The sequence below is a fragment of the Paenibacillus sp. Mc5Re-14 genome (assembly GCF_001049835.1).
GTDB classification, from domain to species: domain Bacteria; phylum Bacillota; class Bacilli; order Paenibacillales; family Paenibacillaceae; genus Paenibacillus; species Paenibacillus polymyxa_C.
Genome location: NZ_CVPD01000001.1, coordinates 2,406,795 through 2,430,581, shown reverse-complemented (window position 1 = coordinate 2,430,581; position 23,787 = coordinate 2,406,795). Strand labels below are relative to the sequence as shown.

General features: G+C 46.7%; 23 protein-coding genes. 22 read left to right on the top strand and 1 reads right to left on the bottom strand.

Translation table 11 applies throughout. The annotated features are described in order from the left end of the window. The 15 genes from BN1546_RS11020 (at window position 1) to BN1546_RS10950 (ending at window position 14,329) form a co-directional block, all read left to right on the top strand. Window positions 1–768, top strand: coding sequence for a type III pantothenate kinase (locus tag BN1546_RS11020; protein ID WP_013368697.1), 768 nt, complete (start codon window positions 1–3; stop codon window positions 766–768). 218 nt (window positions 769–986) lie between these two features. Further along, window positions 987–1,871, top strand: a complete 885-nt coding sequence (gene hslO, locus BN1546_RS11015; protein WP_025674491.1) for an Hsp33 family molecular chaperone HslO — start codon at window positions 987–989, stop codon at window positions 1,869–1,871. Between the two features lie 20 nt (window positions 1,872–1,891). Beyond that, window positions 1,892–2,842: a peptidyl-prolyl cis-trans isomerase gene (locus BN1546_RS11010; RefSeq protein ID WP_013368699.1), complete on the top strand. Its 951-nt coding sequence runs from the start codon at window positions 1,892–1,894 to the stop codon at window positions 2,840–2,842. Window positions 2,843–3,082: 240 nt separating this feature from the next. Further along, window positions 3,083–4,021 (top strand): cysteine synthase A, encoded by a 939-nt coding sequence (cysK, locus tag BN1546_RS11005; protein ID WP_016818901.1) that lies wholly within the window; start codon window positions 3,083–3,085, stop codon window positions 4,019–4,021. A 129-nt stretch (window positions 4,022–4,150) separates the two neighbouring features. After that, window positions 4,151–5,773 carry an anthranilate synthase component I family protein gene (locus BN1546_RS11000; RefSeq protein ID WP_013368701.1) on the top strand — a complete coding sequence of 541 codons (1,623 nt, stop codon included), beginning with the start codon at window positions 4,151–4,153 and terminating at the stop codon, window positions 5,771–5,773. A 5-nt stretch (window positions 5,774–5,778) separates the two neighbouring features. Continuing rightward, on the top strand, window positions 5,779–6,354 hold the full coding sequence (gene pabA / locus BN1546_RS10995; protein ID WP_013368702.1) for an aminodeoxychorismate/anthranilate synthase component II: 576 nt from the start codon (window positions 5,779–5,781) through the stop codon (window positions 6,352–6,354). A 3-nt stretch (window positions 6,355–6,357) separates the two neighbouring features. Beyond that, on the top strand, window positions 6,358–7,245 hold the full coding sequence (locus BN1546_RS10990) for an aminotransferase class IV (protein WP_090737487.1): 888 nt from the start codon (window positions 6,358–6,360) through the stop codon (window positions 7,243–7,245). Further along, window positions 7,242–8,108 carry a dihydropteroate synthase gene (folP, locus tag BN1546_RS10985; protein WP_090737485.1) on the top strand — a complete coding sequence of 289 codons (867 nt, stop codon included), beginning with the start codon at window positions 7,242–7,244 and terminating at the stop codon, window positions 8,106–8,108. The genes BN1546_RS10990 and folP overlap by 4 nt, the downstream gene beginning before the upstream one ends. Before the next feature lie 319 nt (window positions 8,109–8,427). Further along, window positions 8,428–8,790 (top strand): dihydroneopterin aldolase, encoded by a 363-nt coding sequence (folB, locus tag BN1546_RS10980; RefSeq protein ID WP_013368705.1) that lies wholly within the window; start codon window positions 8,428–8,430, stop codon window positions 8,788–8,790. Between the two features lie 9 nt (window positions 8,791–8,799). After that, a complete protein-coding gene (folK, locus tag BN1546_RS10975) occupies window positions 8,800–9,348 on the top strand; it encodes a 2-amino-4-hydroxy-6-hydroxymethyldihydropteridine diphosphokinase (protein WP_013368706.1) in 549 nt (182 codons plus the stop codon). Beyond that, window positions 9,300–9,500 carry a helix-turn-helix domain-containing protein gene (locus BN1546_RS10970; protein ID WP_013368707.1) on the top strand — a complete coding sequence of 67 codons (201 nt, stop codon included), beginning with the start codon at window positions 9,300–9,302 and terminating at the stop codon, window positions 9,498–9,500. Before folK ends, BN1546_RS10970 begins: the two co-directional genes overlap by 49 nt. Before the next feature lie 45 nt (window positions 9,501–9,545). Continuing rightward, window positions 9,546–10,574, top strand: coding sequence for a tRNA dihydrouridine synthase DusB (gene dusB, locus BN1546_RS10965; RefSeq protein WP_013368708.1), 1,029 nt, complete (start codon window positions 9,546–9,548; stop codon window positions 10,572–10,574). A gap of 214 nt (window positions 10,575–10,788) precedes the next feature. Then, window positions 10,789–11,265, top strand: a complete 477-nt coding sequence (gene greA / locus BN1546_RS10960) for a transcription elongation factor GreA (protein ID WP_013308160.1) — start codon at window positions 10,789–10,791, stop codon at window positions 11,263–11,265. Window positions 11,266–11,377: 112 nt separating this feature from the next. Then, complete coding sequence (gene lysS, locus BN1546_RS10955) at window positions 11,378–12,904, top strand: lysine--tRNA ligase (RefSeq protein ID WP_013368709.1); 1,527 nt, start codon at window positions 11,378–11,380, stop codon at window positions 12,902–12,904. Between the two features lie 87 nt (window positions 12,905–12,991). Then, on the top strand, window positions 12,992–14,329 hold the full coding sequence (locus tag BN1546_RS10950) for a TrkH family potassium uptake protein (protein WP_090737483.1): 1,338 nt from the start codon (window positions 12,992–12,994) through the stop codon (window positions 14,327–14,329). 80 nt (window positions 14,330–14,409) lie between these two features. On the opposite strand, the gene BN1546_RS10945 is transcribed toward BN1546_RS10950, so the two are convergent. Further along, window positions 14,410–15,555: an IS3 family transposase gene (locus BN1546_RS10945; protein WP_090737481.1), complete on the bottom strand. Its 1,146-nt coding sequence runs from the start codon at window positions 15,553–15,555 to the stop codon at window positions 14,410–14,412. Window positions 15,556–15,908: 353 nt separating this feature from the next. Here BN1546_RS10945 and BN1546_RS10940 point away from each other — a divergent pair, with 353 nt between their 5' ends. The 7 genes from BN1546_RS10940 (at window position 15,909) to BN1546_RS10910 (ending at window position 23,751) form a co-directional block, all read left to right on the top strand. Further along, window positions 15,909–16,442 (top strand): hypothetical protein, encoded by a 534-nt coding sequence (locus BN1546_RS10940; protein ID WP_090737479.1) that lies wholly within the window; start codon window positions 15,909–15,911, stop codon window positions 16,440–16,442. Between the two features lie 423 nt (window positions 16,443–16,865). Then, the gene (gene fabI, locus BN1546_RS10935; RefSeq protein ID WP_090737477.1) at window positions 16,866–17,636 is read left to right on the top strand and encodes an enoyl-ACP reductase FabI; all 771 of its coding nucleotides are present in this window, start codon (window positions 16,866–16,868) and stop codon (window positions 17,634–17,636) included. A 12-nt stretch (window positions 17,637–17,648) separates the two neighbouring features. Beyond that, complete coding sequence (locus BN1546_RS10930; protein ID WP_090737475.1) at window positions 17,649–19,109, top strand: class I adenylate-forming enzyme family protein; 1,461 nt, start codon at window positions 17,649–17,651, stop codon at window positions 19,107–19,109. Between the two features lie 44 nt (window positions 19,110–19,153). Further along, a complete protein-coding gene (locus tag BN1546_RS10925) occupies window positions 19,154–20,377 on the top strand; it encodes an aldehyde dehydrogenase family protein (protein ID WP_013368715.1) in 1,224 nt (407 codons plus the stop codon). Further along, window positions 20,374–22,074 carry a thiamine pyrophosphate-binding protein gene (locus BN1546_RS10920; protein WP_090737473.1) on the top strand — a complete coding sequence of 567 codons (1,701 nt, stop codon included), beginning with the start codon at window positions 20,374–20,376 and terminating at the stop codon, window positions 22,072–22,074. Before BN1546_RS10925 ends, BN1546_RS10920 begins: the two co-directional genes overlap by 4 nt. Before the next feature lie 20 nt (window positions 22,075–22,094). Beyond that, window positions 22,095–23,339 (top strand): beta-ketoacyl-ACP synthase II, encoded by a 1,245-nt coding sequence (gene fabF, locus BN1546_RS10915; protein ID WP_013368717.1) that lies wholly within the window; start codon window positions 22,095–22,097, stop codon window positions 23,337–23,339. 4 nt (window positions 23,340–23,343) lie between these two features. Continuing rightward, on the top strand, window positions 23,344–23,751 hold the full coding sequence (locus BN1546_RS10910; RefSeq protein WP_013368718.1) for a 3-hydroxyacyl-ACP dehydratase FabZ family protein: 408 nt from the start codon (window positions 23,344–23,346) through the stop codon (window positions 23,749–23,751). The last annotated feature ends 36 nt before the right edge of the window (window positions 23,752–23,787 follow it).

Here is a 23,787-nt window from a genome sequence, read left to right as displayed (position 1 = left end):
TTGATTCTTGTAGTGGATGTAGGTAATACCAATATTGTTCTGGGGATCTATGAAGGGCGCGAGCTGTTGCATCACTACCGGATCAGCACCTCCAGACAGGCAACCGCAGATGAATACGGCGTACTCATACATAATCTTTTTAGTATGGGCGGCGTATTAAAGGATGACATTCAGGGAGTTATTATTTCCTCTGTCGTTCCGCCATTGGTCCGTGTATTAGAGGAAATGTGCGATAAATATATAGGCAAAACGCCGTTAATCGTCGGACCGGGAATCAAGACCGGTCTTAATCTGCGTTACGAGAATCCGCGTGAAGTAGGCGCGGATCGGATCGTGAACGCTGTTGCGGCTGTAGAACGATTCGGTGGACCTCTCGTTGTGGTGGATTTTGGAACAGCGACCACGTTTGATTGTATTGATGATAAGGGAAACTACCTGGGTGGAGTCATTGTGCCCGGTATCGGCATTTCGACGGAGGCACTGTATCAACGGGCTTCCAAGCTCCCTCGTATTGAGTTGGAAAAACCCAAAAAGGTTATTGGTCGGAATACAGTCCACGCCATGCAAGCCGGGATTATTTTCGGTTATGCTGGACAAGTCGATGGCATTGTGAGGCGCATTAAGGAAGAAATGCAGGTGGAACCCACGGTTATTGCCACCGGAGGTCTTGCAGAGCTAATCGCATCAGAGACAGAGAGCATTCAGAAAGTGTTGCCGATGTTGACGCTCGAAGGATTACGCATCATTTACCAGCGTAACGCCGAATAAAAAGTAGATATAAGTTGCCGCTGAGTCAAGCCGACGATCTTATCGGTTTGGATTAGCGGCGTTTTTCGTCTATACTGAAATATGTTACGTTTTTGAACAATTCGCGTGATCTGTAGATGCAGGTTGTTTATATAGTAGGAAATGATGCTTCAAGGATGAGGGAATACTAACGAAAATAAGCAGCATGGCTGCCTTGGATAATAGGGGAGGATATCAAAATGGAAAATAAACAGGATCGACTTATTCGCGGCACAGCCATGGATGGAAGGGTCAGGGCTTTTGCAGTTCGGACAACTCAATTGGTAGAGGAGTTGCGGAGAAGACATGATACTTACCCTACGGCAACCGCTGCTTTGGGACGAACCCTCACAGCGGGTGCAATTATGGGTTCTATGCTAAAAGGCAAAGAACGATTGACCATTCAAGTCAAAGGCGATGGACCGATTGGGCAAATTGTCGTTGATGCCAATGCTGTAGGAGAAGTGCGGGGTTATGTTACTGAACCACACGTGCATTTGCCGAGCAATAGTATGGGCAAACTGGATGTAGCGGGTGCCGTAGGTACAGAGGGATTCATTCATATTATCAAGGATTTGGGGTTAAAAGAACCGTACCGCGGTAGTATCCCGATTATTTCCGGTGAGCTCGGTGAGGACTTTACCTATTATTTTGCCAAATCCGAACAGACTCCGTCAGCGGTGGGTTTGGGTGTGCTGGTAGATACGGATAACTCCGTTATTGTGGCCGGCGGATTTATTATTCAATTGCTTCCAGGTCTGAATGATGATGAGATTACTGCTATCGAAAATGCAGTTGGCTCAATTCCACCCGTTACCGCTCTGCTGGATCAAGGGCTAGAGCTTGATGAAATGCTGCGTTGGATGCTGCCGGACGTTAGAGTTCTGGATGAAATGGATATCCATTTTCAATGTGAGTGCTCACGCGAGCGCGTGGAAAAAACATTGATCAGTCTGGGAGAAAGTGAATTAAAGCAATTAATTGAGGAAGAAGGACAGGCTGAGGTCGTGTGTCACTTTTGTAATGAGGCTTATCAGTTTAATAAGGATGAATTGCAAAATCTGTTAGATCAAGCCAAGGCCTAACCGGATAGGCGGTGCAAGCGATGACTACACGGGAAAAGGGATTATGGACAGCTGTCATTATTCTGACCGTTAGCGTCGCCGCTTTAGGTGGTCTTATCATGCTTCGGGGGCTGTTAAAGCCGGGTGATGTAAGCAAGGATGACGGCGATCATACTGTGGCGGAGATGGGTCAGGAAGGCATATCGGAGGAACAGTGGGTAGCGGAACTGAAAAAGCGATATGGAACTAATACGCTGTTGCAAATGTTGAATCGTAAAGCCGTGCAGGCTGAAGCCAAGCGTCTCGGTATTAAGATCACCCAAGAGGATTTACAGCAAGTGCTGGAGCAGGATAGTAAAGGGTACGACTCAGAACATGCCTACTTTGAGGAAATGCAGCGACAGTTTGGCTTAAATCCGGTTGACTTGCGGAATGAAGCGGAGTACCGGATTGGCTTGGAGAAAATAGCCACCCAAGGTATTCAGGTTGAGGAAACGGAGATTGACGAGTATTGGGAACAGCACCCCGAAGAGTTTGCCGTTGGTAAGCAGATCAAACTGGCAGCTATTTATGTGGCTAAAGCAGAGGAAGCAGAGACGTTGCTCGATCGGGTCAAGCAAGGAGAAAGCTTCGACATGCTGCTTCGGGAGCATTCAGTCTCAGGTAACCCTCTTGGCGAGGATCACAGCGGACAGTTGGGATGGTTGGATGAATATGATCCATTTCAACCAGAGGCAGTCATGAAGGCGGCGAGAGAACTAAGCTCCGGGGATGTTGCAGGTCCCATCTCTGTTAATGATGGCTATGCGGTCATTTATGTACAGGATGTCAGACTAAAGAATTCTCCCGATAAGCAGCAAATTCGTCAGCAAATCCGCCGCTCTCTTGCGCTTGCACAAGCCGCTCCTTTGGACGAGGTCGAAAAGAGTCTGCGTGATAAATATGGAGCTCGTATTTTATCTGGGAAAGAGGCACCCTCTGCTTCTCTTTAGCATAGTGAGAGGATCTTGCTTTTGATGAAGATACGGTGCCGATAACGCGGGAGAACAGCCTATTGGCTTATTTACTTGTATTGACATTGGAATTGAAGATTGTTATGATTAGCGTATAAAACCAACTATTTTTATCGGAAATTAAATGAACGGCATAAAACTAAAATAGATTTACCTAGAATCATCTACAATATGTTTTCGCAATTTTTAATATATCATCACAGTCAGGGAGGAATTATCATGGCTAAAGTTGTTAATAACATCACCGACCTTATCGGGGAGACTCCCCTCGTTCGCCTCAACCGGATCGTACCGGAAGATAGCGCCGAAATTTATTTGAAACTGGAATATCAGAACCCGGGCTCCAGTGTAAAAGACCGTATTGCGATTAGTATGGTGGAAGAAGCTGAGCGTGAAGGTCTGCTTAAGCCGGGCGGTACCATTATTGAAGCAACTAGCGGTAACACAGGAATCGGCCTGGCTATGGTTGCTGCTGCGAAGGGATATAAAGCAGTAATTGTTATGCCAGAAACGATGAGTATAGAGCGTCGTAATTTGTTGCGTGCTTATGGAGCCGAGCTTGTGTTAACACCTGGCTCAGAGGGTATGAACGGATCTGTTAAAAAAATGGAAGAGCTATTGAGCGAAAACCCGGATTATTTCGCTGCCGAGCAGTTCAAGAACAAAGCCAATATCAAAATTCACCGTGAAACGACGGGTCCTGAGATCGTAGAAGCGATTCGCTCCATTGGTGGCACGCTGGATGCTTTTATAGCAGGTATAGGGACTGGTGGAACCATTTCCGGTGCTGGAGAAGTGCTTAAAAAAGAATTCCCTGATATTAAAATCGTGGCTGTAGAGCCCGCTTCTTCCCCATTGCTAGCAGGCGGCAAGCCAGGACCTCACAAAATTCAAGGGCTGGGTGCAAACTTTATTCCTGAAATTCTAAATCGTGATATCTATGATGAAATTTTTCATGTAGAAAACGATGAAGCTTTCGAGGTAGCGCGTAGAGTGGCCAAGGAAGAGGGCATTTTGTCCGGTATTTCTTCTGGTGCGGCTGTTCATGCGGCCTTGAAGCTTGCTAAGCAATTGGGCAAGGGTAAGCGGATTGTTGTCATTATTCCAAGTAATGGCGAACGTTACCTGAGTACACCACTATACAATTTCGAGCTGTAATTATGTCGTAATTGTGTATACTATACGTAAGGAAACCCTCATTTCCCTGTAACCGGGGGGGATGAGGGTTTCTTTGTAGGGAGAAAATGCAGACTTTTGGCATAGTAAGGGAAGGGGTAGCACACACAGATGAAATGGACAGCTAGAGTGACGGAGGCGCAGTGGCAAACCTGGCAAAAGGAAGGCTGGAATGTACTTCCCTATATTGCTGAGTACCCTTTGCCCGTAGGCGGTTTACCTTCATCGTGGCGGAGGGCCTGGGAGGATTCGTCGCCATATGCCTTCTTGCTGGAGAGCGCTAAAGGTGGAAGGTATACCTATCTGGCCTTGAATCCGGTTGCTATATTAGAAGGCAAGGGAGAACAAGCAGTTTGGACTGATTTGCAAAGCGGGGAGCATGGTGATATACATGGACAACCTTTGACAATCATGAACGATTGGATCGCTTCTTACCGTGCGCCGCGTGTGCCTGGCATGCCTTTTTTCTCTGGGGGATTTGCGGGTTATCTGGGCTACGATGTAGCTCGCTCGCTGGAGCGTTTGCCAACTCAAGCTGCAGACGACACGGATATACCTGATTATGTGTGGATGCGGGTGAATGAGCTATGGATTTATGATCACGAAACATCATGCCTATATTGTGCTGTTCATATCCCCAATCCTGCCCGCTCCGGTGAATTCAGTGGCCAGACTGATTTGGCAAATGAGCTTATGGTGGATGAGACCACATCGATACTTGGCAAGCTTTATGCGGAAGCGGTCCAACGTGCAGAACGCATGCTGACTCAGTGGAAGGACATCATACATGCGGGAGAGACTGATCCAGCTCATCCTCGTCGTTGTGCTCGGCTGTCTGAAAAAGGATTAGAGGCTGCTCATCAAGAATCTGAAGGCTGGAAAATGGCATTCAGTCAACAAGATTTTGAACATGCCGTGAAACGTGTGCAGGAATATATTGCCCAAGGAGATGTATTTCAGGTTAACTTGTCGATTCGCCAGCAACGTACGCTTGCAGCCCTTCCTGAGAATATATATGAATGGCTTCGTCTGCTAAATCCATCTCCTTATATGGGGATGCTGCGTATGCCAGATTTACGGATCGTCAGTGGCTCACCGGAATTGCTGGTGAAGCTGGAGGATGGACGTGTGAGCGCTCGACCTATTGCAGGTACGAGAAGAAGGGGGCTAACACCTGATGAAGACGCCGCTATGGCTGCAGAGCTTCTATCAAGTGAAAAAGAACGCGCCGAGCATATTATGCTCGTTGATCTGGAGCGTAACGATATCGGACGAATTGCTGAATACGGATCGGTGCATGTTCCTGAATTGCTGACTGTCGAATACTATTCGCACGTTATGCATTTGGTTTCTCAGGTTGAGGGGAAGTTAGCCTCGGGTCGTACAGCTATAGACGTAATTGCTGCTACCTTCCCGGGCGGGACTATTACCGGAGCGCCCAAGGTGCGCACCATGGAAATCATTGAAGAATTGGAGCCTGTCCGGCGGGGGCCTTATACGGGGTCCCTTGGATGGATTGACTATAATGGTAATATGGAATTAAATATTATAATAAGAACACTAGCTGTTCAGGGCAATACTGCCTATTTACAGACAGGTGCGGGTATCGTCATCGACTCAGATCCGTACAGGGAATATCGGGAGTGTCGGAACAAGGCCAGAGCTGTCATGAAGGCGGTACAATGTGGCGAAGAAGAAGCCGCTTTGAACAGGAGCGGTATCACAGGAGGGTGAGTCAAATGATTTTGGTGATTGATAATTATGATTCATTTACGTACAATCTTGTTCAATATCTGGGTGAACTTGGCGAAGAAGTAACCGTAAAACGGAATGATGAGATTGATGTGAAAGGCATAGAAGAGCTGGCACCAGAGCATATTTTGATCTCGCCAGGTCCATGCACACCGAATGAGGCGGGAATATCGCTGGATGTAATCAGCCATTTTAAAGGCCGGATTCCGATTTTTGGCGTGTGTCTCGGTCACCAGGCCATCGGACAGGCTTTTGGCGGTAAGGTTATCCGCGCTGATCGGCTCATGCATGGTAAAACATCACCGATTCTCCATCACAATACCTCAGTATTCGAAGGCCTGCCTTCTCCGTTTACAGCCACCCGGTATCATTCATTGCTAGTAGAGCGCGAGAGCCTGCCTGAATGTCTAGAGATTACCGCTGAAACCGCAGAGGGTGAAATTATGGGTTTGCGGCATAAAGAGTTTGCCGTAGAAGGAGTTCAGTTCCATCCCGAATCCATTATTACGGACTACGGGCATCAACTGTTGCGCAATTTCCTAAAACGCAAGGTAGGCGTCTGATTTATGAGATATATTGGAGTCAATGGCGTCCTCACGGAAGCCGCAAAAGCCGTGATTCACGTAAGTGATCACGGCTTTTTATACGGTATGGGCTTGTTTGAAACATTCCGAACTTATAAGGGTGTTCCATTTTTGCTGGATCGGCATCTGCATCGACTGAAGGAAGGCTGTCGAATGCTTGGCATTCCTTTTCAACCGAATGAAGAGCAGCTTACAAAACACATCCAGCATCTGATGGCGGCAAATGGATTGAATGAAGCCTATATCCGCTACACTGTATCCGCAGGTGAAGAGGCTCTGGGCTTGCCATCTGGTGACTACACGCGGCCCAACCATATTTTGTTCGCCAAGCCGTTGCCCTCTATAAATACACAACCCGGGCAATCATCGGCGCTTCAGTTGCTGCGAACCCCCAGAAACACTCCGGAGGGTGAGGTTCGATTAAAATCGCTCCATTATATGAATAATGTTCTTGCGAAGCGGGAACTTCAGCAATATGCTGAGGCTGTTCGTTATAAGGCTGAAGGAATAATGCTTACAGCCAACGGTTTTCTAGCAGAGGGAATAGTTAGCAATCTGTTTTTTGTGCGGAATAATACGCTGTATACCCCTGACTTGTCTACAGGAATTCTGCCAGGCATTACACGTGAGTTCATTTTGGAGTTGGCGGACTTGCGGGGCATTCCATGGGAGCAAGGGCTATACCACTGGTACGAGCTGAAACAGGCTGATGAAATTTTTATGACCAACTCTATACAAGAAATACGACCTGTGGATTTATTGTTGGAGCCGGGAGAAGTGGCAAGCCATTTATCGGTTCCTTTGGCGCAGACCGAGTCCATAACAGCTTTGCTGTTGCACGATTATAGGCAGAAAGCAGGGATGAAGTGAATATACCAACTCTTTATCAACGTAGCTATCAAATGGGGGATGCCAAGCTTACACTCGGACACTCCACCCAGATTATGGGCATCCTCAATGTGACCCCGGATTCTTTTTCTGATGGAGGATTACATTATAATCCAGAGATAGCCGTTTTACATGCAATGAAACTAGTGGAGGATGGAGCGAATATTATTGACATTGGCGGGGAGTCTACTCGTCCGGGCCATGAACCAGTAGGTGTGGAAGAGGAACTGGCTCGGGTCATTCCGGTCGTCCAGGCGATCCATCGTATTGCACCGCACATCCCATTATCTGTGGATACTTACAAAGCAGAAGTAGCCAGGCAGGCGCTTGAAGCAGGCGCACACATCATTAATGATGTGTGGGGCTTTAAGGCAGATCCCGATATGGCACGTGTAGCTGCGGAATTCGATTGTCCGGTCATTTTGATGCATAATCGTCACGACCGTAACTATAGCGATTTGGTTTCTGATATGCTGTCCGATTTAAAAGAAAGTATCCAATTGGCGCTGGATGCAGGGGTTCGTAAGGAGCAGATTATTTTAGACCCAGGCATCGGTTTTGCCAAGGATTACGATGAAAATATCTATGCTATGACTTCTCTCGATATATTAAGTCAGCTGGGGTTTCCGGTGTTATTGGCTACATCGCGCAAGAGATTTATCCGTACAGCACTGGATTTGCCTGTGGATGATGTGGTGGAGGGAACTGCGGCTACCGTGGCCTTTGGCATTGCTCAAGGGTGCCAAATTGTGCGTGTGCACGATGTGGCACAGATCAAGCGCACCGTACGTATGTGTGATGCGATGGTGTACGGGGCTAAAAATCCACTGAGTTATGGTGGGTGAAGCCCGCTTCACGAATCCTTTGATTCTACGATCGCTGTTGCAACGGGATTCTTTGAATTGATAAGACATATGATTGTAAGAATCCCGTTAAGTATATGCTTACGATGTAGCTTTTCCTTGAAAAGCTTTGGAGGCGAGCGCTACGCTTCTTCGAATTCAAATGATTCGCTCCGCTACCACCAGCATAAAGTCACTGTATTTTTAGGGAGAAGTTTATGTAGGATGAAGGAAAAAACCATCTGACTGCGCAGTGGCACGATATTGAATTTTTAAGTGGAGCTTATATAGATAAAATCAAAAAAAAGGGGACTTACCTACAATGGATAAAATGAAATTGCATCGCATGGAGTATTACGGATATCACGGTGTTTTTCCAGAGGAGCGTAAGCTGGGACAGCGTTACTATATTGATTTGGAACTGGAGCTTGATCTGCGTGAAGCAGGGGAGCAGGATGCTTTGGACAAAACGGTTAATTATGCTGAGGTGCATTACACCGTGAAAGATATCGTAGAAAAGGAATCTTACCAATTGATTGAAGCTTTGGGCGAACGTATTGCATCTTCCCTACTGGACACTTATACTAGTGTCAATGCACTGACTGTCAAAGTGACGAAGCCACATCCGCCGTTTGATATTCATTTTCAGGGTGTGACGGTTGAGCTTTATCGCGCAAGAAAGTAGGAACGATACATGAATGCACATTCGACCTCTGAGGCATCAGAGGCTTATATTGCTTTAGGGGCTAATTTGGGGGAGCGTGAGCATACCCTGTATGAAGCCATTACCGCACTGGACGAACATCCTGCGATACGAGTGGTGCGCTGCTCCAGTTTGTACGAAACAGAGCCTGTTGGATATCTGGATCAGCCTTCTTTTTTGAATATGACAGTAGCCGTCTCTACAACACTTGCTCCAGAGGAGCTTTTGTTTTATATGCTAGAGGTGGAGAGTCGTCTGGGGAGGGTAAGGCATATTCCTAACGGTCCACGAACCATTGATCTGGACTTGTTGTGGATGGAAGCGACACAACTGGCTACGCCAGATTTGGAACTTCCTCATCCTCGTATGCTGGAGCGTGCTTTTGTGCTGGTTCCTCTGGCTGACATTGTTCCGAGCCAAGACTCGTCCGGTCTGTACAGTATCGTGCATACAGCATTGAATTCTGTGGATGGAAAGGACGGCATACAGCTTTGGAAAACTTGCAGCTGGCGCAACGACTCCGCGCCTTTCGGAAGCTAAAAGGGTTTACCCAGCAGGAGTTGGCAAACCGAACCGGCATATCTTTGACTGTATTAGGTGCTGTGGAGCGAGGTAATCGTACAGTAGAAGCAGATATGCTGAACATCATCGCCCAAACGCTAGAAATTGAAGTCCGGGAATTGACGGATTGACGATAAGTATACGATATAAAAGAAGGAATAAAGGGGTGAACAGATATGTTGAAAATCGGCGATATTGAAATGAAAAACCAAGTCGTCTTGGCACCCATGGCAGGCGTGTGCAATCCTGCTTTTCGCTTGATCGCCAAGGAATTTGGTACAGGCTTGGTATGTGCAGAGATGGTTAGTGATAAAGCCATCATTCACGGCAACAAGCGTACACGTGAGATGCTGTTTGTAGATGAGCGCGAGAAGCCGCTTAGCTTGCAAATTTTCGGAGGCGATCGTGAATCTTTGGTGAAAGCGGCGAAGGTCGTAGACCAGGAAACGAATGCAGATATTATTGACATTAATATGGGCTGCCCGGTTCCCAAAGTGACCAAATGTGATGCAGGTGCTCGGTGGTTGCTTGATCCAAATAAGATTTATGAGATGGTATCGGCAGTAGTAGAATCGGTGAGCAAGCCAGTTACCGTGAAAATGCGTATCGGTTGGGATAGCGAGCATATTTACGCTGTAGAGAACGCTCGCGCTGTTGAACGTGCCGGAGGTCAGGCCGTCAGCGTACATGGCCGTACACGGGAGCAACTGTATACGGGGCATGCGAATTGGGATATTATAAAAGAAGTTAAAGAAGCAGTATCCATTCCTGTCATTGGAAATGGTGATGTTGTAACACCGGAAGATGCTCGGCGGATGTTGGATTTGACCCATTGTGATGGCGTTATGATTGGACGCGGCGCGCTGGGGAATCCATGGATGCTGTACCGTACGATTGAGTATTTGCAGACGGGTAAGCTGTTGCCTGATCCATCACCGGAGGAAAAAATCCGTATTGCCATTCTGCATATGGATCGACTGGTGGCGCTGAAGGGCGAAGCAGTAGCTGTTCGTGAAATGCGCAAGCATCTGGCTTGGTACCTCAAGGGCCTTAAAGATTCTGCACGTATTAAGGATTTAATTATGGAAGAAACAAAGCGCGACGATATGGTACGTATTTTGGATCAATTTGTATCTCAATTGCACATGGTGGAAAACGAAGGGCCTTCTACAAACGCTGCTTCTCTTGCTACTGTTGCGCAATAAGGAAGCTGTTCCGGCCTGCGCACGCGATTGACTTTTCCAATTGCTTGCCCTATAATCGTTCAGTATAAAATCTTGATGTATACTACAAATTGTATGCAGCTCTCAAGACAACAGCAGGAAATGTTCTCATTCCCTCAGAGTGGCATATTATGTTTTGAAAGCGTGCATTCCGATGCACTTTTAAACTTTTCCCATGACAGGAGAATCGGTTGAGATGAGCGATAAAGAAGTCATTCTGACACAGGAAGGCCTTAGAAAGCTCGAAGATGAGCTTGAAAACTTAAAGTCTGTCAAACGCCGCGAAGTGGCTGAACGGATTAAAGTAGCCATCGGATACGGAGATATTAGTGAAAACTCCGAATACGAGGATGCGAAGAATGAGCAGGCCTTTATTGAAGGCCGTGTAATTACGCTGGAAAAGATGCTACGCAATGCCCGTATTATCAATAGTGATGAAATTGACACCGATGTTGTGGGAGTAGGGGCAACTGTAACCGTTGAAGACTTGGAATTCGGGGATATTACAGAGTATGCTATCGTAGGTTCTGCTGAATCCGACCCGCTCCAGAACAAGATCTCCAATGAAAGCCCGGTTGGCAAGGCCATTCTCGGTAAGAAAAAAGGAACTGTTGTAGATGTAACCGTTCCAGCAGGTGTTATTCAATATAAAATCGTGGATATCAAGAAATAAAAACACGGACTTAGGAATTTAATGTAAAAGCTTCCTTGTGGAAGCTTTTTTTCTCTACACCCGAGACGGACCCCGGCCCGTCCATTCATATTGAAGGAGCTGATTTAGCACCATGTCGGATGAAACTACTAACCAGGAATTACAAGAAAATCGCGAGGAATTAAGTGAATTATTGCAAATTCGTCGTGCCAAATTGGACGAGCTTCGCTCATTGGGCATTGATCCTTTTGGACGCAAATACATACGCACGGCTGAAGCGGGCGTACTACTGAGCAAGTATGACAGCTTGACCAAGGAAGAATTGGAAGAAAAGAATATTGAAGTTAGCATAGCAGGCCGCATTATGGCTAAACGAGTTATGGGGAAAGCCAGCTTTGCTCATATACAGGATCTTAGCGGACGGATCCAAATTTATGTTCGTCAAGACACTGTACCTGAAGCAAATTATAAAGCATTTGGTATTTTGGATCTCGGCGATATTGTTGGTGTTAAGGGTGTGCTCTTTAAAACCAAGACAGGCGAAACGACGATCAAAGTGTTGGATATTGAAGTTTTGTCCAAATCCTTGTACCCATTACCGGAGAAATACCACGGTCTGAAGGATGTGGAATTGCGCTACCGTCAGCGTTATGTCGATCTAGTTATGAACCCAGAAGTACAAAAGACGTTCATTACGCGGTCCCGTATTATTCAATCCATGCGTCGTTATCTGGATTCGCTCGGCTATTTGGAAGTTGAAACTCCAACGTTGCATGCCATTGCTGGCGGGGCGGCGGCAAAGCCATTTGTTACGCACCATAATGCATTGGACACGCAGCTTTATATGCGTATTGCTATTGAACTTCATTTGAAACGACTAATTGTTGGCGGAATGGAGAAAGTATATGAGATCGGGCGTGTATACCGTAATGAAGGTGTTTCGACCCGTCATAACCCTGAGTTTACGTTGATTGAGCTGTATGAGGCGTATGCTGATTATAAAGATATCATGCAATTGACGGAAAACTTGATTGCACATATTGCGCAGGAAGTACTGGGCACACAGCACATTCAGTATCAAGGTCAGGAAGTGGATCTGACGCCGCAATGGCGCAGAGTTTCCATGGTCGATGCTGTTAAAGAAGTAACAGGTGTGGACTTTAGTGCGCAAATGAGTAATGAAGAAGCTCATCGCCTTGCGAAAGAACATAAGGTTCCGGTTGAACCGCACATGACATTTGGTCATATCCTGAATGCATTCTTTGAGCATTTTGTAGAGGAAACGCTCATTCAGCCAACCTTTATTACAGGACATCCAGTTGAAATCTCGCCATTGGCTAAGAAAAACGAACAGGACCCGCGTTTTACGGATCGCTTCGAGCTGTTTGTGGTCGCTCGCGAGCATGCGAATGCGTTCACTGAGCTGAATGATCCAATTGACCAGCGTCAACGTTTTGAAGCACAATTGCTAGAACGTGAGCATGGTAATGATGAGGCTCATCAAATGGATGATGACTTTATCCGCGCCTTGGAATACGGTATGCCGCCAACAGGCGGGCTGGGCATCGGCATCGATCGTTTGGTGATGTTGCTGACAGATGCGCCTTCCATTCGCGATGTGCTGCTTTTCCCGCATATGCGTAACCGTACCGTAGAATAACATAACATTATGAATATAGAGGATCAGCCGCGGTTCCCGTGTCTTGTTCCTCTTTTTCATAAGAACGGATGGAGAGGAATACTTCTGATGAAACGCAGCGTCAAGCTTAGTCGGTTCGCATCGCCTCCTTTTATATTGGTCATCGGATATGTATTGATTATTGCATTGGGTACTTTACTGCTGATGCTTCCTATTGCCAATCATGGTGGACATGCTCCGCATTGGATTGATTCGCTTTTTACGTCCGTCTCTGCTGCTTGTGTCACAGGATTGGTCGTTGTTGACGTCGATTCGACCTATACGGTATTTGGAGAAACCGTCATTTTGGTGCTGATGCAGCTAGGCGGGTTGGGCTTTATGACCTTAGCGACCTTGTTTGCGCTGTTATTGGGACGACGACTTTCGTTGAAGGATCGGCTGCTGCTTAAGGAGGCGATCAACGCCGATAGCATGGAAGGGATCGTGCGCATTATTCGCAAGGTGCTGATCTTTTCTTTTACCATTGAAGCGATTGCGGCTGTCGTCTTAGCTTTGCGGTGGATGCGAGAGATGCCGGTCGGACAGGCGATATATTATGGGATTTTTCATTCCGTATCCCTCTTTAATAACGGGGGATTCGATCTGTTCGGAACCAGCTTTCAGCAATACGCAGGAGATTTTGTTTTCAATATGATTGCATCTGTGCTTGTGCTTTCGGGAGGATTGGGTTTCCTTGTACTAAGCGATTTGTTCGACTTTCGTCGTGCCCGGAGACTGACTTTACACTCTAAAATGGTGCTAAGCGTGTCGGGAGCGCTCATTGTCATTGGTGCGCTGGTTATATTTATTTTTGAGTTTACCAATGCACGAACCTTGGGTGGACTGAACTGGGAAGGCAAAGTATATGCCGCTGTCTTCCAATCCGTCTCCACGAGATCATCGGGTACAAGCACAGTCGACATCAGCGGGTTAAGGCAAGCCAGTCAATTTTTTATTATGCTGCTGATGATTATCGGTGCTTCTCCAGGCTCTACTGGAGGAGGAATTAAAACAACTACGTTTCTGCTTATGGTAGGTGCGTTAATCGCCGTCATGCGAGGACAGAAGGAGATTGTGTTTTTCCGTCATAGGGTTCCTCAAGATATCATGATGCGGGCGTTGACCATCATTGTAATGGCGCTATTTATATTCTCGATTGTGGTTATACTGCTCTTAATGACAGAGGATGCTCCATTTCTCTCTCTTGCCTTTGAGGCGGCTTCTGCAATCGGAACGGTAGGGTTGTCTGTAGGAGTGACGCCAGGATTGTCTGACGCAGGCAAGCTGATTATTTGTGTGACCATGTTTATTGGTCGAATCGGTCCTCTTACGATCGCCTATGCCATTCGCCCACGTTCGACCAAGACGTTGTACCGTCGTCCTGAAGGACATATTGTAATTGGATAGCTTATCTATATAAAAGATGCACCCGTGCTGATGGGGACTGACCCCCGTTTGTGAGACAGGGATCAAAACACCTTCCAAGTTTAAGCAGCCAGTTGTCGGAAATGAACCGGCGACTGGTTGTTTAGTTTTGTTTGAATGCGAATTGAGTTATAGTAAAGGATGTACTCTCGAACGGTCTGCTCGACGATTGCCGTCGTCGTACAGGTTAAACCTTCGAGGTAGAACGTTTCAGACTTTAGTGTGGAATGAAACGATTCGATGGGGGCATTATCAGCAGGCGTTCCCTTACGGGACATGCTCATGGTAATGCCTTTTCCTTTTACAGCTTCCTGGTAGGCCAAGGATGTGTAGACGCTGCCTTGATCGCTATGAAGTATTGCACCTGGTAGAGATGGCAACTGACGAAGGGTATCGAGCACAAATGCGGTATCCTGCTTGTCAGCTATACTGTATGCCACAATCTCTCCGTTAAACAAGTCTAAAATACTCGACAGATACAACATTCTTCCTCCAAATGGCAAATACGTAATGTCCGTTACAAGTTTTTGCATAGGCGTATCTGCTTCAAACTGTCGCTTTAGCAGATGCTCCGCGATATGAATGGGTTGCCCAGTAGGTTTCCGTTTCTTCGCTTTGACACGACATTGCAGCCCTTCACGCTGCATAATCCGTTGCACGCGTTTGTGGTTTACCATATACTCCCTCCGAAGCAAGGCGGTGATTTTCCGGTATCCATAACGATATTTATGCTGGATACAGAGTTCGCGGATTTTCTCTACCAAGTGATCCTCAAGTTTGCTCGCATACTCCGCCTTCCAGCGATAGTACGTGGCGCGAGGGATTCCTATCCATGCACAAGCTTGCTTCACACTCACTTCCCCTCGGATCGACTCTATCCACTCCATTACGATCTTTGACGATACCTCCTCTCCAGTACGCTGTACTTTTTTAGCAACTCTAGTTGTTGTCTCAAAAAACCTGTTCTCAGCCTGGACCTTCTCTAATTCCGAAGTGTATTCGGGCCCTTTACCGTAGCTGTATTGTTTACCTACAGGCTGCTCTAAACGGTTCTGCTCGCCATTACGGTACCATCTCATCCAAGTTTCCACTTGTGTCTTGTTTCGTATGTTTAATTGCTCCATGATTTCTTTGACCGGTATACCAGCAATTCTCATTTCAATCGCCTTCATTTTAACTTCTAATGGATAACTGACTCTTGTTGCCAACGAAAAAACACCTCCAAGGTTGTCTCCATATCTTACGACATGGTTGCATTCTCTTGAAGGTGTTTTGATTTGTCTCACGTTAAGGGGTCAGTCCCATGACAGGGGTGCATCTTTTTTTATTACACATATCATAATCCTTTATTTGCAGCATATTATGAAAAATGCCCAATTTGAGAATAAGAGGAAATGGACTAAATAGCCGCAATTTTATTGTAAAAAAACGGCTATTTGTTTCCTTTTATGTAATTATAGACAAAATACTAGGAATATTATGTATAATATTGTATGATAGTGGGCATGAAGGGGGGAACTTAGGGGAATACCAATTTCAAATTTGAAAGGAATCGTCCATTATGTATTTATTTATTATTAGTGCTGAGGTTTTGTTTTGGGTTTTTGTTGTTGCAGGGTTAGTCGCAAGGTATATGTTTGGGTTGAAGAAATTAGGGGGCCTTCTTTTACTCTTTACCCCAATTATTGATATCCTGTTACTGATTGCGGTGTTCATCACGGTGAGAAGTGGCATGGAGATTACGACTGCTACTGGCCTGGCAGCCTGTTATTTTGGTATTACCGTAGCGTTTGGTCATAGGTTAATTAAGTGGGCGGATGTACGGTTCTCTCATTGGTTTGGTAAAGGACCTAAGCCTGAACGCAAGTATGGTGCTGAGCATGCAAAAGAGGAACGGATAGGTTGGCTGCTTCACCTCTTGGGCTGGGCTATAGGCAACGCTTTGTTGCTCGCCATCATTGTATATGTAGGTGATCCACAGCGTACGGCCTCTTTGGAGGGCATTATGCAAACATGGGCGATCGTTCTGGCAATCGACTTTGTTGTCTCCTTTAGCTATACGGTAGCTCCTAAAAAACATAAACATAAGGCTTAGCCAAGAAGAATAGAGCCTCAAGCTTGAACCGAATCAGGCTGGTCACTCAGAATGTTCAAATCGGGAGAGTCATTGCTGGTGAAAATGAAGTGGTTACTTTCGATAATGGGATAAGTCTATCGCTGGAATGGAAATATTTATAAGAGTATGATATTTTTATATTAAACTCGCTTTTACAGTCATCTTATCGTTGCCTCACTACTTTTTTCACACGCATGGACTCCTTTCGATTTGAACACAGACCAACAGAAACCACATTCACAATTTTTAAAATATTCTTGGCATCTGCCTAAAACGGCGCCTATATAAGTTTGGCAACTGACGAGATAATATTCCAGGAAAGATTATATATGTCTATATATGTAGACAAACGCAATTAAGTTGTTATTATGTTTAAAAATGTAAAAAAGAAAGGTGGTTTCTGTGGCAGTACTACTGAGTGGAAAAAACATTTTGATTATGGGTGTAGCTAATAACAGGAGTATTGCCTGGGGGACAGCCCAATCTTTAGCTGCGGAAGGAGCAAATCTCATTTTTACTTACGAAAATGAGAGGGTTGCAGAACGGGTGCTAAAGCTCGCTGAAACCATTCCGGGTTCCATTGTCTGTCCTTGCAATGTACAGAGCGATGAAGAATTGGACGCGCTGACGGATTTTCTTAAGGAGAAGGTAGGCGTCTTACACGGATATTTCCACAGTGTTGCGTTTGCTAAGGCTGAGGATTTGGAGGGCTTGTTCGTCGACACTTCTCGCGAGGGATTCGCAATTGCTCAAGAAATCAGTGTCTATTCTCTGGCTGCCGTATCCCGCCGCGTATATCCGCTGATGACTGAGGGTGGGAGTATCGTCACCATGACGTATATCGGTGCAGAACGAGCCATCAAGAATTACAACATTATGGGTGTAGCAAAGGCTTCACTAGAAGCCAGCATGCGCTATCTGTCGAATGATCTGGGTACTTATGGCATTCGTGTAAATGCAATTTCGGCTGGTCCTATTCGTACTTTGGCCGCCTATGGCATTAAAGATTTTAACACAATGCTAAAGCATATTGAAGAAACTACGCCCCTACGCAAGACGGTCGATACGTCCGAAGTCGGAGATACGGCGTTATTCCTATTTTCCCATTTATCGAGAGGCATTACGGGTGAAGTGATCCATGTAGATGCTGGATACCATATTACGGGGATGTAAGGAGGGAACGTTGTGCTTATTACGCATACGGATTGCCGTATTATCTCACCTGAAGGAATTATGAGCAGGGAGCGCCTGGAACGGGACGTGGCGATCTTCTCACGGATGTTGACTCTCAGAGGAATTCCTGAAGACGGTAGAGTGATTCTGAAAGCGGCCAATTCCTATTGGTTTGTTGTATCTCTGTTCTCCCTGTGTCATCTCGCAGTCTCGGTAACTGTGGTGGACGAGCAGACTGTAATTGATGAGGTGGCCCAAATCTATGATGAAGCGGGTGCCTGTTGCATCCTGACGGATTCCGATTTAGAACTTCCTCATGCTCTCGTTATTCTGATTCAAGATCTCATTCAAGAAGAAGCAGTACACCCGTATTGGGTGGGAGAGCCAAAGTCCGAAGCCCTCGACTTTAACAAGTGGTGCGAGAGATCTGATGCGCTCATTCTGTATTCTTCAGGTACGACGGGAAAACCCAAGGGAATCGTGAAAGCTGGTTCAGCTTTTATGGAGAATATCAGGCATTCTATACACGCTATGAACTACATACCGTCTGACCATATGCTCCCCGTGGTGCCTTTCTCTCATTTTTATGGAGTTTCACTTATCTTCTCCTGGTGGTTAACCTCATGTTCTCTCATCATCTGCAATCCAAAAAACCTCTGGAGCGTCATTGCAAGTATTACGAAAGACCGGGCGACGGTCGTAGACGCTAACCCCTCTGCTTTTTACACCTTGTTGCGTATGCTAAGCCGAAAACCCGAACAGCTGGAATTGATCAAGCAATCTCCAGTCCGCATGTGGTGCGTAGGCGGTTCTCCACTTACCCAAGACCTCGAAGAGAAATTTAACAACATATTTGGACAGTCCCTGCTGAATGGTTATGGCCTTTCTGAACTGGGCAACGTTACGCTGGGGACGCTGGATTGTCCGAAGGGTTGTGGCAAACCATTACCCGGTGTGGATTTGAAAATACTTGATTCTACAGGCAACCAGCAGGCAGACGGTATCGTAGGCGAAGTGTGGATACGAAGTGCCGGATGTATGGAAGGTTATCTGAATCGTCCAGACCTGACACAATCTGTTCTACAGGATGGCTGGTTCAAGACGGGAGATCTAGGCTATCTGGATGACGGAATGCTGTATGTTATTGGTCGCAGCGGTAAGACGGTCAATCGGATGGGCTACATGGTTTCTCCAGTCTATATCGAAGACCGGCTTGGTTCGCTAGGGTACCGATCCTGCGTGATTACTTTGGAGGATGAGGCAAAAGGGACTTTGCTTGTTGCATTCATCGAAAGTGAATCCCCACAGGTCTTACCTGTGCTCCGCAAAGAGATGAATCGGGTGCTCCCTTCTTACATGTTTCCCGATCTTTTGCTTCCACTCGATCATTTTCCTTTAAATCGCAATGGAAAAGTAGATCGTCTGGAGATGGAGCGGACTGCCCTAGAGAAAGCTGCTTCTCGCAAAGCATAACAAAATATTTATCAAAATCGCATATAGGAAAGGGAGAATGTGCCATGAGTATAAATCCAGAACTGGCAGAAAACACGCTGTTTTTGAAAAGGCATGAATCTATCCTGAAATGCCTCAATTATTTGATTGAAAATCGGCAAGAAGTGATGGATATTCTCACGCAGTTTTCATCCTATCGGGCCGCCAATGCAGAAATTGACTCCACGATCCTCACACTTCAAGGTGCATTGCAAGAAGTGCAGACCCATCAGCCAAGCTGGCAACGATCTATGGCTGTATTCATGCCCTCCAACGTCATTTTGTACTCTTATGCATTATACCTCTTGATTCCATCCCTGTACGTTGAAAATATAGACTTTCGCCCTTCTTCTCACGTAAACGAGTACGTCAATATGCTGCATGAAAAGCTCCAGGCTGTACATGAATTACCCATCTATATTCGTAAAGTTAGCCAGAAGGTGTTCATGGAAAACTCCGTGATGCCGGCTGATATTGTGGTGTTTACCGGAAGCTACACCAATGCGGAGAAGATCAAAAAGCAGATCCGCAAAGATCAGCTCTACATTTTTTATGGGCAAGGGATCAATCCTTTCATCATTGGACCAGATGCCGATCTGGAGCTGGCGGTTACTGATGTGATCCGCATGAGATTGTTCAACTCCGGACAGGACTGCCTGGGACCTGACATCATCCTGGTACATCAAGAGGTGAGTGAGCCATTCAAAAACTTGCTGATTCAACGGCTTGACGAACTCGTATTTGGAGCCAACAATGACCCGAATGCGAACTACTCCCCTATATTCTATAAAGACACGCTATATTCGGTTTCTGAATATTTTAATACAAACGATAAGTTTATTATTTATGGCGGCGGCATTGATTTCCGTACGAAAAAGATGGAGCCAACGGTTGTATATAGCGAATTGGATCAGAACTTGGAGATTATTGAGTATTTTTCACCAGTGTTCAATGTAGTTAGCTACCAAGACGACGAGCAATTGATCAAACGCATTTCCTCCAGTTATTTCAGCGAACGGGCAATGGGTTGCAGCTTATACGGGTCGGAGCATCTGACTGATGTTCTACGAAAGAAGCACACATTGACCATTAATCAAACACTTGAGGATGTGGATCAAGGCAATAAGCCTTTTGGTGGCTATGGCACGATGTCGAACTATATTTTTTATGATTATAAGCTCGTTTCGAAGCCGATCTTGATCTCGGAAATTGTCGCAGAATATTTGTCAGAAAAGAGGAGTTTGGTATGACCGCAAGTATATCCCCCTGGGATGCCATCATTGGCTACTTACAGTCGGCTGGGGTTCAGCACCTCTTTGGATTACCAAGTGACGATCTCAATATCGTAGCGTCACTCCCCTCATCCGGTATGGATTTTATTCTCTGCAAAGATCAGCGTAATGCTGTATTTATGTCCGCAGGCTATGCGCTCACAACTAACCAGATGTCCGTGTGTGTTGTGGGGAAAGGTCCTGCGCTTAGCAATACACTTACGGGGCTGCTGGAAGCCAAGAACCTGGGTGCCCCGCTACTGCTTTTGGCGCTTGGCACCGGAGGAGACAAGCTGGGTACCCGATCCTTTCAAGAAGCCGATCAAATCTCACTCGTGAAGCCACTCGTAAAATGGGCTTACCGTGTCGAGCATGTGGATCGGCTTGTATGGGCAATGGAGCGGGCTGCCTTTTTGACTATCAATGGAGCACCGGGACCTGTCTATATCGAACTACCCGAAAACCTGATGGACCAGCCTGTGCCCACAGAGCTTCAGTTTGCCCCGCCAGAAAAGCTGTCGTGCTCTCCATCACTTCGGGAGTTGGATGCGGCATGGAGCATTATTGAGACAGCCCGCAGGCCTCTCATTCTAGTGGGGGGTGGAATGAAGTCAGGAACAGGTGATGTCATTGAGCGGTTCGCCAGCCAACATGGAGCAGCCTTGTTCGCGACTGCCTCGGGGAGAAGCGTAATTAATGAAGATCATGCACTTTTCTGTGGTGTTGCTGGGCTTTATACCGATCTGAGTCTGAGGCAAATCTGGAATGAATCTGATGTAGTTATTACACTGGGCAGCCGATTGGAAGAAACGGCTACGTTCGAGTGGGATATTTTGCTGCAGGATACGCCTTTGATTCAAGTCAATGTAGAGCTGGAGGATTTCGCTCACGAATTCAGGGGCATCAAGTTGCTTGGTGACGGATATGCGGCAGTGGAGCAATGGCTTGAACGACGCGGGCAAGAGCCTGATGAGGCATGGCTTGAAACGATCGGAAGATGCAAACAGAAGGCTTTTTCTCAGAGGGCTAATTATCTGGAAGAGCTGAAAAGGGCCCCCGGCATCCACGTTCCAGAGCTGTTGGACATGATTCAGGCAGAGTTCCCTGAAGACCTGGTGCTTTTACAAGAGAACGGATTGCAGGATATGTGGTCTTACTTTTATCCATATTTCCGTTTTGCCTCAGGCTCACTTTCGATTGTTCCCAGTGATCAAACGAGTCTCGGCTTCGGTGCGGCCGCTGCTCTGGGGGCAAGTGTGGCGACAGAACGCCCGGTAGTAGCGCTTGTAGGTGACGGTGCATTCAATCTATTTTGTTCAGATTTTATGACGGCGGTACAGTATCAAATACCAGTAATTTATCTTGTACTTAATAATGGCGGCTACGGTTGGCTGCAAAATCAGATGAATTATAAGCATATCTCAGGACAGGACTTCCCATTTGTTTCGGAGGCGGTCAAAACAGGAATCCAAATTCCCCAGTATGAGTTTGTCGAAAGTCTGGCGATCCGGAGCAAGGGGGAGGCTCGGGAACAGCTTCAGCTTGCTTGGCAAAAGTACAAGGAGAACAAGCTTGTGGTCGTCGAGGTATTTGCTGATCTTGCAGATGTGCATGAGAAAATTAGCCATGTATATGGCGACTTTCCTCTCTACGAGCAACAGGCTTCCAAGAATTAATTTCAGCGAAGGACGTGGGTATGGTGAGAAGACGTGTTGTAGTGACAGGACAGGGAGTCGTAACGCCGGTCGGGCTTCATCTTACAGATTTCTGGAATTCATTGCTGGAAGGAAAAAGTGGAATCGGACCTGTCACTGTTTTCGATACAGCAAATATACCAACAAAAATTGGTGCGCAGGTTACGGGCTTTGACCCGTTGGAGTATATGAGCAAAAAGGAAGCGCAAAAGGTTGCACAGTTCACTCAATTTGCCTTGGCGGCTGCCCGCCAGGCAGTCGAGCAATCGAAGTTAGTCATTGATGAACGGAATGCAGGCCGTGTGGGTGTTATCGTCGGTTCTGGGGCAGGCGGTCTCGATGTCATAGAGGAGAACTACCGGAAACTGACAGAGCTGGGTCCTAAAAGGGTTTCGCCTTATTTTGTTTCCTCAATGATGATTAATTCTGCGCCTGGCGAAATCTCTATTGCTATTGGAGCAAAGGGACCCTCGTTTGCCGTAGTTACAGCTTGTGCTACAGGAAGCAATGCCATCGGCGAAGCATTACGTACGATCCAGTATGGCACGGCTGATGTCGTAGTAGCTGGAGGAGCAGAGGCCAACTTTAGTCAGCTTGATTTGGCATCTTTTGCGAATATTCACGCTCTCTCCAGACGTAATGAAGAGCCACAGAAGGCCAGTCGCCCGTTTGATACGGATCGCGATGGCTTTGTCATCGGTGGAGGAGCAGGGGTTCTAGTGTTGGAGGAGTTGGAACATGCCTTGAACCGGGGGGCCACCATTTTGGCTGAAGTGGCGGGTTACGGATGCACAACAGATGCATATCATATCACGGCTCCAGATCCCTCAGGCTCCGGCCCGGCAGAAGCGATTAATATAGCACTGCAAGATGGCGGCTTGACACCGCAGGAGATTGACTATGTCAATGCCCACGGTACGAGTACGCCGTTTAATGACCGAATGGAGATTAACGCTATTCAAAAAGTATTTGGAGAGCATGCTCCCCGTTTGGCGATATCGTCTATTAAATCCATGACAGGCCATTTAATGGGCGGTGCAGGGGCAGTCGAATTAATTGCAACGGTACAGAGTATGATCCACAGCAAAGTACCACCGACACTCAATTGCGACAATCCCGAAGCCCCTGAACTGAATTTTGTACCGCATGTATATCAGGAACGTGAAGTCCGTGCGGCGATTAGTAACTCTTTTGGCTTTGGAGGGCACAACGTCTGTCTTGCCGTTCGTAAGTGGGAGGGGGTATAAGCCTGTGAGCGAAGAGCTAATCCGTATTGAGGATGTGCTTCCGCACAGGTACCCATTTCTTCTGCTCGATGGCGTGACCGGGTACGAAACGTCGCAATGGGCGAAGGGGTACAAGCTTGTTACCCGGAGTGAGTGGTTTATTACAGAGGCTAATCCATACATGCCTCCTATGCTGATCGTGGAGTCGCTTGCACAATTAGCGGCATTCGCTGCGATTGACAAAAGGGGTATTTCATATCTGACCAACCTCAATGGCGTTCGTTTCCATAGCTTCGCGAAGCCTGGGGACCGAATTGACCTCTATTTTGAAGTGGTCAAGCGTCGGCGTGGTTATATTCTCGGAAGTGGTCGGGCTACCGTAGGCGATCGACTGGTGGCTGAGGCGGAGGAAATTGTTTCACTTGATCAATGACGGAGTGGAAGCGCGCGTTAAACTGTCTTTTTGTCC

Bases quoted from the DNA above. Each gene is read 5' to 3' on its own strand.
- BN1546_RS10920 (WP_090737473.1), top strand. From the start codon at position 20,374: ATGACCGCAAGTATATCCCCCTGGGATGCCATCATTGGCTACTTACAG.
- BN1546_RS10990 (WP_090737487.1), top strand. From the start codon at position 6,358: ATGAGATATATTGGAGTCAATGGCGTCCTCACGGAAGCCGCAAAAGCC.
- pabA (WP_013368702.1), top strand. From the start codon at position 5,779: ATGATTTTGGTGATTGATAATTATGATTCATTTACGTACAATCTTGTT.
- fabF (WP_013368717.1), top strand. From the start codon at position 22,095: ATGGTGAGAAGACGTGTTGTAGTGACAGGACAGGGAGTCGTAACGCCG.
- hslO (WP_025674491.1), top strand. From the start codon at position 987: ATGGAAAATAAACAGGATCGACTTATTCGCGGCACAGCCATGGATGGA.
- dusB (WP_013368708.1), top strand. From the start codon at position 9,546: ATGTTGAAAATCGGCGATATTGAAATGAAAAACCAAGTCGTCTTGGCA.
- BN1546_RS10950 (WP_090737483.1), top strand. From the start codon at position 12,992: ATGAAACGCAGCGTCAAGCTTAGTCGGTTCGCATCGCCTCCTTTTATA.
- cysK (WP_016818901.1), top strand. From the start codon at position 3,083: ATGGCTAAAGTTGTTAATAACATCACCGACCTTATCGGGGAGACTCCC.
- BN1546_RS11010 (WP_013368699.1), top strand. From the start codon at position 1,892: ATGACTACACGGGAAAAGGGATTATGGACAGCTGTCATTATTCTGACC.
- folK (WP_013368706.1), top strand. From the start codon at position 8,800: ATGAATGCACATTCGACCTCTGAGGCATCAGAGGCTTATATTGCTTTA.
- BN1546_RS10925 (WP_013368715.1), top strand. From the start codon at position 19,154: ATGAGTATAAATCCAGAACTGGCAGAAAACACGCTGTTTTTGAAAAGG.
- greA (WP_013308160.1), top strand. From the start codon at position 10,789: ATGAGCGATAAAGAAGTCATTCTGACACAGGAAGGCCTTAGAAAGCTC.
- lysS (WP_013368709.1), top strand. From the start codon at position 11,378: ATGTCGGATGAAACTACTAACCAGGAATTACAAGAAAATCGCGAGGAA.
- BN1546_RS11000 (WP_013368701.1), top strand. From the start codon at position 4,151: ATGAAATGGACAGCTAGAGTGACGGAGGCGCAGTGGCAAACCTGGCAA.
- BN1546_RS10940 (WP_090737479.1), top strand. From the start codon at position 15,909: ATGTATTTATTTATTATTAGTGCTGAGGTTTTGTTTTGGGTTTTTGTT.
- folB (WP_013368705.1), top strand. From the start codon at position 8,428: ATGGATAAAATGAAATTGCATCGCATGGAGTATTACGGATATCACGGT.